The sequence below is a fragment of the Marinifilum sp. D737 genome, from assembly GCF_026672275.1.
GTDB lineage: Bacteria > Bacteroidota > Bacteroidia > Bacteroidales > Marinifilaceae > Marinifilum.
Genome location: NZ_JANQCD010000002.1, coordinates 191,234 through 208,348 on the forward strand (window position 1 = coordinate 191,234; position 17,115 = coordinate 208,348).

General features: G+C 32.1%; 13 protein-coding genes. 2 read left to right on the forward strand and 11 right to left on the reverse strand.

Annotated features, from left to right (window positions below):
* Positions 1–115 precede the first annotated feature (115 nt).
* The 9 genes from NQ163_RS03090 to NQ163_RS03130 all read right to left on the reverse strand — a co-directional run bounded on the left by NQ163_RS03090 (position 116) and on the right by NQ163_RS03130 (position 9,551).
* Positions 116–2,287 (reverse strand): TonB-dependent receptor, encoded by a 2,172-nt coding sequence (locus NQ163_RS03090; protein WP_268188828.1) that lies wholly within the window; start codon positions 2,285–2,287, stop codon positions 116–118.
* Positions 2,265–3,032, reverse strand: a complete 768-nt coding sequence (locus NQ163_RS03095) for a tetratricopeptide repeat protein (RefSeq protein ID WP_268188829.1) — start codon at positions 3,030–3,032, stop codon at positions 2,265–2,267. The genes NQ163_RS03090 and NQ163_RS03095 overlap by 23 nt, the downstream gene beginning before the upstream one ends.
* 519 nt (positions 3,033–3,551) lie before the next feature.
* A complete protein-coding gene (locus tag NQ163_RS03100; protein ID WP_268188830.1) occupies positions 3,552–4,262 on the reverse strand; it encodes an ABC transporter permease in 711 nt (236 codons plus the stop codon).
* On the reverse strand, positions 4,259–5,113 hold the full coding sequence (locus tag NQ163_RS03105; protein WP_268188831.1) for an ABC transporter ATP-binding protein: 855 nt from the start codon (positions 5,111–5,113) through the stop codon (positions 4,259–4,261). The genes NQ163_RS03100 and NQ163_RS03105 overlap by 4 nt, the downstream gene beginning before the upstream one ends.
* Complete coding sequence (locus NQ163_RS03110; RefSeq protein ID WP_268188832.1) at positions 5,097–5,972, reverse strand: SagB/ThcOx family dehydrogenase; 876 nt, start codon at positions 5,970–5,972, stop codon at positions 5,097–5,099. The genes NQ163_RS03105 and NQ163_RS03110 overlap by 17 nt, the downstream gene beginning before the upstream one ends.
* Before the next feature lie 10 nt (positions 5,973–5,982).
* Entirely contained in the window at positions 5,983–7,287 is a 1,305-nt protein-coding gene (locus NQ163_RS03115; protein WP_268188833.1) for a YcaO-like family protein, read from the reverse strand.
* A 3-nt stretch (positions 7,288–7,290) separates the two neighbouring features.
* Positions 7,291–8,280, reverse strand: a complete 990-nt coding sequence (locus NQ163_RS03120; RefSeq protein ID WP_268188834.1) for a TOMM precursor leader peptide-binding protein — start codon at positions 8,278–8,280, stop codon at positions 7,291–7,293.
* Between the two features lie 616 nt (positions 8,281–8,896).
* The gene (locus NQ163_RS03125) at positions 8,897–9,388 is read right to left on the reverse strand and encodes a hypothetical protein (protein ID WP_268188835.1); all 492 of its coding nucleotides are present in this window, start codon (positions 9,386–9,388) and stop codon (positions 8,897–8,899) included.
* A 16-nt stretch (positions 9,389–9,404) separates the two neighbouring features.
* Entirely contained in the window at positions 9,405–9,551 is a 147-nt protein-coding gene (locus NQ163_RS03130; protein ID WP_268188836.1) for a hypothetical protein, read from the reverse strand.
* A gap of 355 nt (positions 9,552–9,906) precedes the next feature.
* On the opposite strand from NQ163_RS03130, the gene NQ163_RS03135 reads away from it, so the two are divergent.
* Together NQ163_RS03135 and NQ163_RS03140 are read left to right on the forward strand one after the other, a co-directional pair.
* Positions 9,907–11,316, forward strand: a complete 1,410-nt coding sequence (locus NQ163_RS03135) for a sensor histidine kinase (RefSeq protein ID WP_268188837.1) — start codon at positions 9,907–9,909, stop codon at positions 11,314–11,316.
* Positions 11,317–11,330: 14 nt separating this feature from the next.
* Complete coding sequence (locus NQ163_RS03140; RefSeq protein WP_268188838.1) at positions 11,331–12,008, forward strand: response regulator transcription factor; 678 nt, start codon at positions 11,331–11,333, stop codon at positions 12,006–12,008.
* A 194-nt stretch (positions 12,009–12,202) separates the two neighbouring features.
* Here the strand turns inward: NQ163_RS03140 and NQ163_RS03145 are convergent, their stop codons facing one another.
* The gene (locus NQ163_RS03145; protein WP_268188839.1) at positions 12,203–12,529 is read right to left on the reverse strand and encodes a DUF3467 domain-containing protein; all 327 of its coding nucleotides are present in this window, start codon (positions 12,527–12,529) and stop codon (positions 12,203–12,205) included.
* Positions 12,530–12,847: 318 nt separating this feature from the next.
* On the reverse strand, positions 12,848–17,110 hold the full coding sequence (gene rpoC / locus NQ163_RS03150; RefSeq protein WP_268188840.1) for a DNA-directed RNA polymerase subunit beta': 4,263 nt from the start codon (positions 17,108–17,110) through the stop codon (positions 12,848–12,850).
* Positions 17,111–17,115 lie beyond the last annotated feature (5 nt).

Here is a 17,115-nt window from a genome sequence, read left to right on the forward strand (position 1 = left end):
ACAAAATCAATCTACGACTATTTCATTATACCTATCTCATTTCTAAAATTTTAATTAGAACATTTCTTATTTACCCAATAGAACTGACTATCTTCTCAAAATGAACTACATCGTCTCAAATTGTTAAAACACAACCAAAATAGAACAATCTTTTTTGATAATTCCAGTAACCATTTACAGAATAATCTTTTGTATACATTCTTTTTTGTTGATTAGATTTATTAAGTAAATTTGAGATCGTTGAATATACAAGAATATTAATATGCCTATATTTTATTATTTTATTCATCGTTATATCAATTGAGCCGTAAGAATTATACTGATTTACATTATACTCCCCATAAACTGGCTTATAATTATCAACATTATCAACATATTCAGAATTTATAATTGGTGTATAATATAAACCAGGATGAAAAGTAAAATTCAAGGATGCATTAAGAATATCTTTATTTTGATAACTAATTGAGTTTCTTAGAAAATAATCCATATCATTACTCGATTTATACCATCCGCTACCCTCATTAAATCTAGATCTTAATAAAACACATGAACCTGAGAATTTAAATTTGGAGATGGAATAATCAAAAGAAGTTTCAAATCCATAAATCTTAATATCAGTTTGACTAACTTCGCCTTTTTCATTGTAATATATGGGGCGTTTTTCTCTTTTTACATAGGCTGAAAAATTCACATTTAGATTATCTGCACTAAAAAGATAATCAGCTGCTATTTGTTTTGAACTAATATGATTAAAACTCTCAATTATATAATCAGGAATTGAATAGCCATTATATTTCCCAAGTGAAAACAATAAGGAATGATTCAGGTTAAAATTAAATTTTATATTTCCTTGATATGATAAATAATTACATTGTGAACCTTCAGGTATATTCTTCCTTAATCCTAATCCTAAAATAAATGTATTTGAAATAAATCTAATGTATGAATATGCCTCAAGATTGTGATTATCGACATCATTCTTAAAACTAAATGTTGGTGATTGGGGATATATATCAAAACTCAACACAGGTAAGGTATTTCGAAATACCTCTTTAGTATAGTCGTGAGCTAAACCTATTTGTAAAGATAAACTGGAAGAAAATAAAATTTTTGAATCTATTGATGTATATATTTGTGCTTCTTTTTGAGCATTATTAAAATTCCCAAATCTAAATTTTGTCTTCCTAAAATTCATTCCATTATTGAGCATAAGTGTATAAGATTTGCTTTGATATCCTAAATTGAAAACATTAAAAACTCTTCTATTTTTTGAATTCATACTCCCTAAGTAGTTGTACATGAAATTAGTGGAATTAAATCCTTCATCGATAAAATAGGAATATACATTTGTAAAAATTTTTTTTGTGAAATTATAATGATAATTTACTCCAAAATCAGAAGATCTGAAATCTTTAATAAAAGACGAATTTTTATTATTTACTTTTAAATAGGCCGAAGAAAATTGATAATTACCATATGTTTGCAGAAAAGAGTTTTTATTAATTTTTGTAGAATACAACCCGCCGATACTTGCAAGAGAAATGGACAACCTTAACTTCTTAGATGTCTCCAATTCTCCAATTGTATTAATTTCAATCAAACCAGCTATAGAATTCCCAAATTTGAGAGGAGGATTTCCAGCATATACCAATTGGCTTTTAATTAATTCGGTATTAAATAAACTGAAATTACCTAGTCCATCAAGTCTTGTATTTCTTATAGGATTGTAAATAGGAACATTATTTAAAACAACACGTGAAACATCACCTGAACTCCCTCTTATTTCTGGGTTTGCTGTTTCTGAAGTATTCGTACTATATGGCAAAAAACTTATTGCTTTTAGTGGGTCTCCATTTGAAATGGGCGACATATATATACTTATTTTATCCATTTCTTTAATTGAAAACTCTTTAGTAAAAGATGTTCGGGCTTGCACTTTTACTTCATTTAAAGATATGTTTTGCTCAATAAGTTGTATATCAAAAAAATCTTTTTTAAAAATTTCTTTTAATGGTATTTTTTTTATTTGGTAGCCAATCCTAGAAAAAATAATAGTATCTGTTTCCATTATCTCTCTGTTCATATTTACTAACAGTTTAAACAGCCCCTCAAAATTACTTGTTGTGCCAATACTTTGCTTACTTTGTAAAAAAATATTGGCCGCAAAAATTGGTTTCTTTTCTGAATCAAATATTCGTCCGTTAATTACCTGAGAATAAAGAATAGAAGAAGAAAATAGTAAGCAAAAAAGTAAAATAAATTTATTTTTTGAGTTGCTTTGCATATTGATTCAACATATAGTCATTAGGATATAATATAAGGGCTTTATCCAGATATTCTATGGCCTTTGGGTAGTCCTCTTTCCTTATATAATATGCCACAAGTAATGAAAAAGCATCATTTTTTCCCCAACTAGGCATATAGGAATTTTTAATTTTCTGTTCATTTAGGGAAATTGATTTTAAAAGGAGCTCTTCACATTTTTTTCCTCCGCCATAAATTTCTGGCGTATAAAAATCATTGGATCCCAAAACATACCAAGCCCTTAAATTTTCTTCATCGAGTTTTATTGCTTTTTCTGCATTGTTTTTTACTTTCTGAGAAATAGTACCAATTAACATTCCATCTGCAAATTGTGTTGAAAAACTATATAAATTGGCCAATAATGCGTATGATTCAGAATTCTTATTATCAATCAGTTCAACTATTTCAATAGCCTCATTTATTACCTTCTTTGCACTTTTTTTATTTCTCATTTTTAGGTAAAAAATTGATTCATAATATTTTGAATATGCAATCCAATAAGAGGTAATTTGATCATTAGTTTTGATTTTTATTAATTCATTTTCAATCTCCATCAGATCATTAGTGTTTCCCTCTTCAAAAGAATTCATAAAAGCAGTATAAATCTTATTTTGGATATTTTCTAAAATAGAATCTCCTTTGTTTATCTCTGATGATGCTTGTAACACAAATGGAAATAAAAAAACAACCGAGATTACTAAGAGTCTTAAAACATTTTTTTTCATAACTTCAATTAATTAAACTAATGAGAAAATAAAATTACAATTAAAATACCCCATGCAATAAAATGAGAGTACCAAATTAGACTAAACATATAATTTTCTTTAAATCTATCTGGATTCATTTTTTCAGTATTACTTCCCCTATATTTCGTCACGGTGTAATACTTTCTATATTCATCCCGATATAAATAAGAAATTATCGCAACAACATAATCTGAATATATAGGATTTGTTTCTATAATTATCTGAAAAGCAAATAAGTAATATAAAATTTGACAATTAACATTTAACACTATAAAAACGATAAAGAGACTTACAGTTACAATATTCCCGCTCAATAAAAATATGATCCTTTGAGTTAAAGTCATTTTATGAGCAATAATAGCAACGTAAAACCTGGGAAATGGTCTAAACTCAAAACCAATTTTTTCGATACTCAGCTTGAAAAGTTTGGCAGTTATAATATGACCAATTTCATGCATTGCTACAATTGGAAAAAATAGTAAAATAGACCAATACATATTATCCTGTAATTTTAGTTTTCACAAAAAATACATACTGAATAACAGCAAGTACAATTATCCATGATAAAAGAGATACTAAATCGATATTCCCGCGAGTCAACTTTAAAATAGGAGTTATCGGATTTATCATTATTACTTTTGTAAAAGCTTTGTTTATCTCACCTAAGGGATAAAAAGTTTCACTCAAAAAAATTATAGAAAAAAATAAAACATTTGTAATACTTAGGCTCTGAGTGTTTTCTTTTGTTAATGCTGCTATTATAATCCCAAGAAAAGAAAACATTATGATTCCAGATATAACACCTATTGAAACATACAGAAATTCCAAATAGGAAAATATTATATGATCAAAAACAAATGCTATAATTAAAACTAATATAACAGAGAAAATTATTATTATTATTCTACTCAAAAAGAGTGCAATAAGGTGTTTATTAAAACTATACGGTATTACTTTAAAGAATTTTATCAGACCATTCTGATAATATTCTACCATAACACTTCCAATAGAAAATAATGAATCACTTACCACAGTTAATGTAATAATTCCAGTTAGTAAAAATTCTTTATAATCCGGATTATCAAATCCCCAAACCATAGAAAAAATAACATAAGAAAATGAGGGAAAAAAAAAGGAAAAAAATAATGCCTTTTTAATACGTAAAAAAGTTTTTAACTGATAGTATGTTCCAATAAATATTGTTTTCATATCTTATCCGATATTAAATAATAATATACATCTTCTAAATCAACTGGTAAAACCGAAAAACTCATAGTTTGCTGCTTAATCAAATTAAGCGAATCGACATCATCAGGTTTTAATAGAAATACAATATTTGATTTTGTTTTGTAGGAAAAAGATGTTACTCCTTTAATCTCCTCGCTAGCATGAATAATTATCTTTTTAGAAAATTGGGTCGAGTTAATTAATTCTCTAACAGCACATGGTTTATTAATTATTTTTCCTTTATAAATGAACACTATTTTTGTTGCATAATGGACCGCTTCTTCCCATGTGTGCGTTGAAAATAGTATCGTTCTATTATTCATACAAAAGATATTTTCCCAAATATGCTTTCTTACTAATGGATCCAGTTCTGATGTAGGCTCATCTAATAGCAAAAGGTTAGGATTGTGCAAAGTACTAATAAGAACAGCAACTCTCTTTTTTTCCCCTTTAGATAGCGTATGCATAAAATTATTTTCAATACGATTCAAGTCTAAAGTTTCATATATAATTTTAGGAATTTCTGCTATTTTATAAATGGACATCACATAATTAATAAGCTCTTTTACTTTGAGCCAAGGAAATAGAGTTATATTATCCCATAATACTCCAGTATCTTTTTTTATTAAATTAAACGATTTTGAATTATCAAAAACAACATTTCCAGAACTTGGATTTATCAAATTCGTTATAATTTCAAATAATGTTGTTTTTCCTGCTCCATTATCTCCTAATAAAGCTAAGATATCTCCATCGTTTAATTCAAATGACACATCATTAAGAATCTGTTTTCCTGCGATATTAAGATTGATATGATCAATTTTCAGTTTCATCTTTTGTATTTTTTCCAATGACTATAACACCCTGTATGCTCTCCAATACTCCATCGGCTCTAATTAACTTATTAAGTTCATTATCTATAAAACTTCCAATCATACATGATGATAATCCTATGGCTTCACTAATTAAGGAGATATTTTGTGAAACAAAACCAACTTCCTGTAAAATAAACCTATACCCTCTTTCTCCATATTTCATTAAAATTCTTTGAACAACAGAAGATATCAAGATTATACAACTACAATTTTGTAAATCTACATTAGGCTCTGCATATATAATCCTTCTAAGATCTTCCAAATGATCCTTTTCATCTAATGACTCCAATATATTTATATCTGGTCGGTAATGGTAAAATCCTTTAGACAACTGACCTTTGTTTACATAAACATATAATTCCAAAGGATATAAAGCTCCCCCTGATGGCACTGCCCTATAAGACCAAATCCCATCTTCTCCCTTTATGTTTCTCTCTTTCGTAATTCCATAACTGTAAAACAGAAGTTGATATAATTCATTAACCGATATAGGATAATCATCATATTCTCGCCCACTCCTCCTATTTTTGATTACTTCAAAAATGTCTTTTGAAAATGCGAAAGTATTTTCGTAATCTTTTAACGAAATCGTTTTACTTGTTGGAAAGCATTTATAAGGTTGAGCAGCTCTTTTTAAGATATAAGGATTTGAAAATTTACCAATTTCTTCCCCTTGTTTTATCAAGGAAAACCTAGATAATTTAGAATTTTCATGATAAAGCAAAGCACATAAATTTTCAATACTTCTTAGGTTTTGAAAAGAACCATCAATTTGATTGACTACTTCTCTATAATTTTTACTTTTAGATGTTTTCATATATAGACTTTTAAGGAAATGGGTGAGGAAATTTATTTAAATCATCATATGAATTACTTTTATATCCCATAATTTCAGGAACCTCATACAATCTTTTCCCTCCGAGAAAATATAATGGATAAGCACCTCCCATTTGTAATAACTGAGGAATAATAACCCTTATGCAATAATAACCTACCTGGTTTGCATCCGGAGTAGTTATATCTTTCACAAGAACATTATAGTTCTTCTGCTTCATACTATGTACAATGCTTGTAATAATCTTAATATCACTTCTAGTTTCTTTTTCTTGAAAATCAATTGTAATAGATGGTTTTGCACTCCTCCAATTATCTAAAACTGATTGTAATTCTGGACGCTTTAAGTATATTATTGAATGATCTTCAAAACTTAACAGTTCGTTGAAATCCTCACTTGGTTTCCAATCTTTACGTTCCCCCAACATATACCTGAAGTAAGGTACAGACTGACTTATTTCCAGTATTACTTTCTTTAGAGCTTCGTTATGAGTACTACGACTAGCAGTACCAATAGCAACAAATTTACCATATTCTGATTCTCCAAAACAAAAACCTAAAACAGTAGGCACCTTTAAATCATAGGTTATATCAAAAAAATGAAATTCATATTTTGAGGGAAAAGTTTCATCCAAAAAACTTTGAATTGCATCATCAATAATTATTTTGGGTGTAACTAATTTTTGATGCCAAGTTATTACAAAAGCATCCCTTTCTATAATTTCATATAAAGCAGTTAATATTGCTTTATAAAAATTCGTATGAGCTGCTAATCCGGTTGAAGTGCCAGACAATATCCATTTATCTTCAATAGTCCAAGGAAGATATATAAATGCGGCAGGACAATAGGTATCATCTCCATTGGTTAAGTCATAACATTTATCCCAATACAAATTAATTTTTTCATCAAAGGGATATATCTTATATTTTTTCTCTCTGAAAGAAGAATACTGTTTTTGGTGAAATAAACTAAACTCTGAAGGAGCAATAGCTTTACAAGTAAGATCTTTATAATTTGATCTGACCATTTTTGATAAGTTATAAAAAGCAGGGCAGTATCTTTCTATAGTTTCTCCTATTGTACCCATAAAAGATTCATAGACATTAAAATTACATCCACTACTCCTACCTTCATACTTCTCTCCATTCAACTTTGTTGAATCACATGGAAAAACACCATAATTAATCGACATAGGATCACTAGCTTGCCTTGGGAGTTTTAGTAAACTGTGTAAAATGCCCATGCGAGGAGAAATAACTTTTTGAGATTTCATAAATGAACCACTAATGTTAGCCATATTCTATGATTTTAGAGTTATAGATTCTAACCATGGAGACGTATTATAGTCCAAAATTGGATTACACTTGTAGCATATTGGAGCTTTCAAAAAATTGTGCTTTGAGAATTGATAATTTTGAGAATTAAAAATCAAACTTGCTCGCCATGTTTCTGGAGGATACCACCCGCCTAAATATTTAGATATATCCATTACAACTATATTGGCTATTATGTCTTTTATAGGTTCTGAAACAACATCTGGTTTCGCCATTTTTCTATTTTCTCTAAGATAGTTTTCATACACCTTTGTATAGGAAAAAAACTCATCATTACTTCTAACTCTATTCCTGTAGCATTCATAACAACCAGAATCCTGTCCATGAAAAATAGGACCTATACTATAATTAACCGGATCAATCAAGCCATCAATAAGTAACCAAGGGCAATTTAAGCTAAGGGCAATGTCATTAACTTGCTCCATTAAATAAGGATCCCATACTGAAGAGTCAACGATCAAAAAATCATTCTCAGATATTATTTTTTTTATCTCACTTTCATCCACTTTTCCATCTAAATTTCTTATCGAAACTTCTTTATATTTAGATAGCAAAGCCTTTTCTTTAATTTTTACTCCTAATTCCTTCTCTCCAATAAATCCAATTTTTATTTCAGATAACGATTTATACTCTTCATTAAGCCAAGGCAAAAAGTCAGTTTCATTTTTTAATATTTCTGAACTTTCTTCAAGATTATCTGAATTCAAAATTGAAACTGCATACAACTCTTGTATTACATCAAGAATTTTGGAATAGGGAAATTTTGAAATTAATTTTCGTTGAATTTGTTGAAATGTATAAAAATCTTTTTTCTCATATAGATCAATAATATTCTTGAAAATTAATTCTTTTTCATCATCTATAAAGCTTATTGTTATAGCATCACTCTTGGTTCTTACTTGATAAACATTATTTTCGTTATCATAAAAAATATCATACCCCCCTTTTAATGACATAATATGTGTTATAAATGAAATAAAATTGATATAAGTTTATATTGTATTTACATGAAATATCCTATTGGCAATACTCTGAAATTATGAAAAAAAGAAGTCAAAAAACTCTAATTAAAGAACATATAGTCACAATCTCTAAGGAAAAACTTTTGACTTCTTCTAAATAAACTCTATGATGCACAGCAACAACAGCAGGTATTGCAATTGCAACAACAACATAAAGAAATAGCTGAAGCTGCAGCTGCGGCAAGCATAGAATTTGCAACTAATCTTTCTACTTTCATAACGCCATAAGATTAAATTAATATATTTGCAAGCGCTGACTCCTTGCTTGCTTAAGGATACTTCCTTCTGAGTAATTTTGATTTTTAATTATTAACATTATAATTCGTTTTAGGTTTCCAATTATTCTATTTAGGCATTTTAAGATTCCCTTTGGGTTCGGAATAAAAAATATGAGCTTTCAAAAAAACAATTTGGGTTTGCAATCGTATATTTTGCCTTGTCCGAACTAAACACTTCTATAAATAAGCTTACTATTTCTATTCAGAACCTAAACGCTTCTATTGGCTATCCTTCTACTTCTATCAAAAACCCAATAACACAATTTGAGAACTTATTCCTGCTCACCAGTTTGTTCTTCTCCAACCTTTTTTGTTCGGCTAAAAAATTGTTTCAATTCATTGCGCTTGGATTCAAAACCAGAAGCCGAAGTACCAACTTTATAGTTAGTGTAAGCATAATCATCCAAAGATGCCTGGTAGTTGTCGTAATCATGCAAAGTTTTTGCATTCCTTACACCTGTTAATAAGTTTTCTAATCGAGCAATAATTCCCTCCAAAACAGTACGACTATTAAAGTCTTTTGTAAACTCATCCCAATCTACATCAGGGCTTTTTAAGGCTGGTTGGTTTATTGCATAATCGTTCACCTTATTTACAAGCAATTTATTTTGCTCACTTATGCTACCATACTTTCTACGTTCATCACTTGATAAATTACTTAATATGGCTACCAATGTGGTTTCCAAACTTCCCAAATTTGTATTTATAGTCTCTATTTGCTCTGCACTTAAATGAGTGCTATTCAAATTTTTTAACGTACTCATATTTTTAGGCTTATAATTAAATGTAAAGAACTCTTATATATACTTTGGTAGGTTTTCCAAGAATTATAACTACAATATAATTTCTTTCGTCTCCACCTTTTAATAAGGATAATTCGTTTTTACCAAGCTTCTCAATTGCTCTACTATTGTTTAAGGTTTTCATCGTTTTGCATTTTAAGTGAACTAAAAACAAATGGTTTTCCCTCTTTAAAATTAAAACATAAAAACCTATAAAAACGAATAGCTTTCTAATCAAAACGCTTACTTTCGATGAGAAACCTCACCTGTTTTTGATGAGAAAACTTTCAAAAATTCAGAGAAAAAACAGTGTAGGTAAGAGAAGCATCACTTTTGACAGGCAGTAGTTATACTCTACCAATTCTAATCAGTTGATGAGAATAACATGTAGAATTTGATGAGAAAAGTATTGAATTTTTTTTTGTAAATTATGTAATTTAGAATGAATCTAACAAAAAAAACATTTCTTTTTACAAAAAAAGAGGCATACCTTTACTTTAATGAAAATTAAACTGTTTCATAGGATAGGTGTGGTAATGATATTTGCTCTTGCAATGCTTGTTTTCTCGCAAGTTATTTGGTTACAGCAGCAAATAGAACAGGAAAAACAAGCTTTCAGGTTAACACTGGAAAATAGTTTGGAAAGTATGTTAAACTTCCATGCGCTGCAAGGCTATATTATACCTGATCCTCAAAAGCCCAATACTACCACAATTGTCATTGAAGTGACAACAACAGAAGAAATAGATAAAGATACTACACACCAATTGGGACGCTATGAAATCAGCACAAAAAAATACACTGCAAATCTTTCTTTACATAAGGTTCTTGAAGCAGCTTACTCAGACATCAGTTTAGCAAAGAAAAAAATACAATTAAAAGTTATCGATTCTTTGTTTCGAAATAATTTTACAGAGCTGGAATACATCAAATTTTACGACATGCAGCTTTCGGAGAATGATGTAATGATTGATGCCTTGTACCAAACAAAAAATGCAATTCCGAAAAATGCTGCAAATACAATTCACATTAGCATTCCATTGGGAACAAAAGGAGTTTATGTATTTACGGCCAATTTCCAACTACAAATAATACCTTTTCTGCGTTTAATGTTCTACTCTTTAAGTATTTCCGTATTAGCTATTATCCTGGTTTCCTTTTTTATGCTATGGTTGCTACTAAAATTGCAACAAAAGGCAAAGCAAGTGCAATGGCGCGAACAAGCTGTTAGCGGCGTTGTACACGATTTAAAATCACCCATATCGTTCACATATACTTTTTTGGATTACCTGAGCAGTAAAGAAGAATTGGCGCCAATGCAAAGCCTATTGAGCAATGCGAGTGCTAACATCTCGAAACTAAATGGTAAAATAGAATTGATTTTAACCTTATTCCGTGGAAAGCATCAAAAAATAGTCATGAAGGCTGAGAACTATCCTCTTGCCTTAAAATGTAAAGAAATACTATCAGAATTGAATGTAATCTATCAAGAGAAACAAGCAAAATTTGATGTAAATATTTCTCAAGACCTAAATTTAATGGTAGATCCTTTGTATTTTGAAATGGCATTACGCAACCTAATAGACAATGCTTTTAAATATTCGGATACACCAGCTAAAATTGATATTTCAACAAAAACTGATAAAAAGAAATTTCACATTTACATTAAAGATTCTGGTAATGGTATTCCTAAAAACGAGCAGAAAAAAATCTTTAGTGAATTTTACCGTTCCGATAATATTACAAAAGGGCATGGCATTGGTTTATCCTTTAGCAAGAAAGTTATTAAAGCCCACAAGGGAAAAATTTCATTGCAAAGTAAAATTGACGAGGGCAGCACTTTTTGTATTGAATTACCAATAAAAATAATAAAGAAAATTACTAAAATTCAATATTCAAGGCATAACTGATAACTGACAATATCATGGAACAATTGAAAGTAATATTTGTTGATGACGATATTCATTTGGGTGATTTTGTAAGTAATATACTCGAAAGTGAGTACAATTACAAAGTACACTTTCAAAACACCACGATAGGAATCAAGCCTATTATTGAAGATTTTGCTCCTGATGTTATTATTCTAGATGTGGAAATTGGAGATCAAAACGGTATTGAAACCGCAAAAGATATTCTTACCAGGCATCCACAAATTCCAATACTTTTTGTATCGTCTCACAGCGAGGAAGAATTGATAACCCGAGGAATTGATGTTGGAGGAAATGCTTACATCCCTAAACCATTGTCTATTCCCATTCTTGTTTCCTATATAAAACGCTTTACCTCAAATATTCCAGTTGAACAGTCATTAATAATATCTGATTATAGACTAGAGCTTGAAAGCAACAATTTATATTATAAAAACAGACTCCTAAAGAAGCTAAGCTATTTCGAAAAAAATGCACTGGAGATATTGATACAAAACCCGAATCAAATAGTTAGTAAAGAACAACTAGCTGAAAAACTTTGGGGCCATTCCCTGGAAAAAAGGAACATAGCTAGCATACAAAATACCCTATCTAAATTAAGAAATTTAATAAACCAAAATAAATCCATTAAAATTGATACCGTGAGAGGAGTTGGATATCTACTTGTTGTTTAGTTAGACTGTTTGAATAGAACACGAATGACCCGAATCATACGAAAAACACAAATCTATTTTTTATCTGTGTGTATTGGTTAAATCCGTAATATCAGTATTCTGTTAACCTGACATTTACAGCTTTGAACTCGTCAAAAGGTGACTAATGAATATCCTGTAAATTAGTCACCCCTTGACTAGTTAAAAATAAAAAATTAAGCCTGTCCGGTAGGTCCAAAGTTCATTGGAATCACAGGTCCTTGTGGTCCACTGTTTTCTTCTACATTCTTAATTGGTCCATGCATGCTTTCAAACTTGTGAATATTATCTTGCAAGGCCAATAGAAGACGTTTTGCATGTTCTGGTGTCAATATAATTCTTGATTTTACATCGGCTTTAGGAACCCCTGGCATTACTCTTACAAAGTCTACCACAAATTCGGAGCTCGAATGTGTAATTACCGCTAAATTAGAATAAGTTCCCTGTGCTACTTCTTCGGTTAATTGAATATCTATTTGTCCTGAAGGCTTTTTATCACTCATAATGTATCTATTTTTATTGATTTCTTATCTACTCTGGTAAAATTAGGAAATATAATGGAAGTGAATGAGTAAATATGTGAAAAAGTGAATGTGTCTTCCATACTGCTGGCGCTACAAATAGGATTCATCTACAATGTGAGATTCTTAGTGCTTTCTCCAAAGGGAAGATATCAATTATATAAAATTTGGAATGCCCCGAATGAAGCATTAACAAAATTGCTCAAATCATGTTTTTCTTGTATAACCTGCTTCTAATTTTTTCCATTAAAAAAGGGTGTTCCCAATGGAAACACCCTTTACTATTTAGAGTCCTATATTTTAGAATTCTGATTTATTGTCAAGAAGCTTTTCGTACTCTTCTTTCGCTCCTACTACAACATCTTTGTATTCTCTTAAACCTGTACCTGCAGGAATCAAGTGACCACAAATAACGTTCTCTTTCAGACCTTCTAATTTGTCCATTTTACCGCTAATAGCAGCTTCATTCAACACTTTAGTAGTCTCCTGGAACGATGCAGCAGAAATGAAACTCTTAGTTTGAAGAGCCGCTCTTGTGATACCTTGCAAGATCTGAGTAGAAGTTGCAGCGATAGCTTCACGAGCTTCAACAAGCTTCATATCACGACGCTTTAAGATAGAATTGATATCTCTTAGTTTTCTAGCTGTTACAATCTGTCCAGCTTTCAACTCTTCAGAATCACCAGCATCAACGATAACTTTCTTACCGAAAATCTCATCGTTTTCACGCATGAATTCCATCTTGTCGATAATTTGTTTCTCCAAGAACTTGGTATCTCCCGGATCATCGATAACTACCTTACGCATCATCTGACGAACGATAATTTCAAAGTGCTTATCGTTAATCTTCACACCCTGCATACGGTATACATCCTGTACTTCGTTCACGATATATTCCTGAACTTTTGTAGGACCTTTAATCGATAGGATATCAGCTGGAGTTGTAGCACCTTCTGATAATGGAGTACCCGCTCTTACGTAGTCGTTCTCCTGAACAAGGATTTGTTTTGAAAGAGGTACCAGGTACTTCTTAACATCTCCTGTTTTGGTTGTAACAACAATCTCACGGTTACCACGCTTGATCTTACCAAATGTAACCTCTCCATCGATCTCAGAAACAACAGCTGGATTAGATGGGTTACGAGCCTCGAACAACTCAGTAACACGTGGAAGACCCCCGGTGATATCACCTGCCTTACCAAGAGCTCTAGGAATCTTAACTACAGACTGACCGGCAATAACCATCTCACCTTCATTCACAGAAATGTGAGCACCTACTGGTAAGTTGTAAGATTTCAATACCTCACCGCTAGAGTTCAAAATCTTAACACTTGGGTTCTTGGTCTTATCCTTAGATTCTACAACTACTTTCTCAGCAAAACCAGTTGCTTCATCCGATTCCTCTTTAAATGTAACACCTTCAATTAAGTTGTCGAAAGTAACCTTACCTGAGAATTCAGTAACGATCATAGCATTGTATGGATCCCACTCACAAATCAAGTCACCTTTCTTAACATCCTGACCATCCTTGATATACAATTTAGATCCGTAAGGAATTGTATGAGTAGTCAAGGTAATGTTGGTGTTTTTATCAATGATACGTAACTCAGCCAAACGACCAATTACAACATCATGCTTATCTCCTTCTTCAGGAGTATGTTCTACAGTTCTTAATTCTTCGAATTCTGCATAACCATCGTATTTCGATTCAACAGAGTTTTCTGCAGAAACGTTACCCGCGGTACCCCCTACGTGGAAGGTACGAAGCGTAAGCTGTGTACCCGGCTCACCAATTGACTGAGCTGCAATAACACCAACTGCTTCACCTTTCTGAACAGCCTTACCTGTTGCAAGGTTACGTCCGTAACATTTCGCGCAAACCCCTTGTTTAGACTCACAAGTAAGTACCGAACGAATCTCAACACGTTCAATGGGAGAATTTTCAATTGTTTGAGCGATCTCTTCAGTAATCTCAACTCCTGACTTCACAATTAATTCACCTGAAATTGGGTGATATACATCATGTACAGTAGTTCTACCAAGAATTCTTTCACTTAGAGATGCAACAACTTCCTCCTGATTCTTAATCGCTGTAGCAGTTAAACCTCTTAATGTTCCACAGTCTCTCTCATTAATGATAACATCCTGGGCAACATCAACCAAACGACGAGTAAGGTAACCCGCATCTGCAGTTTTCAATGCTGTATCCGCAAGACCTTTACGCGCACCGTGAGTAGAAATAAAGTACTCCAATACCGAAAGACCTTCCTTAAAGTTCGAAAGAATCGGGTTCTCAATAATTTGACCACCGGTAGCACCTGATTTCTGAGGTTTTGCCATCAGACCACGCATACCACCCAACTGACGAATCTGCTCTCTAGAACCACGAGCTCCAGAATCAAGCATCATGTAAACCGAGTTAAAACCTTGATTATCGGAAATCAACTGGTTCATCAATGTTTGGGTCAAATTAGCGTTAACATGTGTCCAAATATCAATAATCTGATTGTAACGTTCATTATTGGTAATGAAACCCATGTTATAGTTAGTCAACACTTCTTCAACTTGTGCGTAACCTTCAGCTACAAGATCTTCTTTCTCAGCCGGAACAATAACGTCTGACAAGTTAAACGAAAGACCACCTTCGAATGCTTTACGGTACCCTAAGTCTTTGATATCATCCAGGAATTTCGCACAGGCATCAACCCCACATTTCTTGAATACATATCCAATAATATCACGAAGTGCTTTTTTGGTAATCAACTGATTAATAAATCCAGCTCCTTCAGGTGTAAATTGATTCAAAATGATACGACCAATGGTAGTTTCAATAATTGTATCTACCAATTCATCATTTTCATTCAAATCTTTAACTTTTACTTTAATCACAGAGTGAAGATCTACTGCTTTCTCGTTGAATGCAATCATAGCTTCTTCTGCAGAGTAGAAAGTTAAACCTTCCCCTTTACTTCCTTTTCTAGGCTTGGTAATGTAGTAAAGACCCAATACCATATCCTGAGAAGGAACTGTAACTGGTGCACCATTAGCAGGGTTCAAAATATTGTGAGAACACAACATTAACATTTGAGCCTCTAATACTGCTTCGTTACCAAGTGGCAAGTGAACTGCCATCTGGTCACCGTCAAAGTCGGCGTTAAACCCAGTACATGCAAGTGGGTGTAGACGAATTGCTTTACCCTCGATTAGTTTAGGTTGGAAAGCCTGAATACCCAAACGGTGAAGAGTAGGAGCACGGTTAAGAAGAACCGGATGTCCTTTCAGTACATTTTCCAAGATATCCCAAACAACAGGATCTTTTCTATCTACAATTTTCTTAGCTGATTTTACAGTTTTTACAATACCTCTCTCAATCAGTTTACGGATTACGAAAGGCTTGTACAATTCCGCTGCCATGTCTTTTGGAAGACCACATTCATGCATTTGCAAGTCTGGTCCAACAACAATTACCGAACGAGCAGAATAGTCAACACGCTTACCCAACAAGTTTTGACGGAAACGACCTTGCTTACCTTTCAGTGAGTCTGAAAGAGATTTTAAAGGACGGTTATTTTCTGTCTTAACCGCGTTTGATTTACGTGAGTTATCGAATAATGAATCAACCGCTTCCTGAAGCATACGCTTCTCGTTACGTAAGATTACTTCCGGAGCTTTGATTTCAATTAATCTTTTCAGACGATTGTTACGAATAATTACTCTTCGGTACAAATCGTTCAAGTCTGAAGTTGCAAAACGTCCACCATCCAATGGTACCAATGGACGTAGTTCTGGTGGAATCACAGGAACAACTTTAACAATCATCCATTCCGGATTGTTTACTCCTTGTGACTCACGGAAAGCTTCCACTACCTGCAAACGCTTCAATGCTTCATTTTTACGTTGCTGCGAAGTTTCTGTATTTGCTTTGTGACGTAAATCGTATGATAATGAATCAAGATCTAAACGACCTAACAAGCTATACAAAGCTTCCGCTCCCATTTGAGCGATAAACTTATTTGGATCATCATCATCCAAAAATTGATTTTCCATTGGAAGTTCATCAAGAATATCCAAGTATTCTTCTTCTGTTAGAAAATCTAAATATTTAATACCATCAGCTGATTTAACACCTGGATTAATTACCACGTATCTTTCGTAATAAATAATTGTGTCAAGCTTTTTGGTAGGTAATCCTAAAAGATAACCAATTTTGTTTGGTAATGATTTGAAGTACCAGATGTGCGCAACAGGAACAACCAACTGAATGTGTCCCATTCTTTCGCGTCTAACCTTTTTTTCTGTTACTTCAACACCACAACGGTCACAAACAATACCACGATAACGGATACGCTTGTACTTACCACAATGACACTCATAATCTTTAACGGGACCGAAAATTCTTTCACAGAATAATCCATCACGTTCCGGCTTATAAGTACGATAATTGATGGTTTCAGGCTTTAAAACCTCTCCACTTGATCTTTCAAGAATTTCTTCTGGAGAAGCAAGACTGATAGAGATTTTTGTAAAATTGCTCTTTACTTGTTTATCTCTTCTGAATGCCATATGTT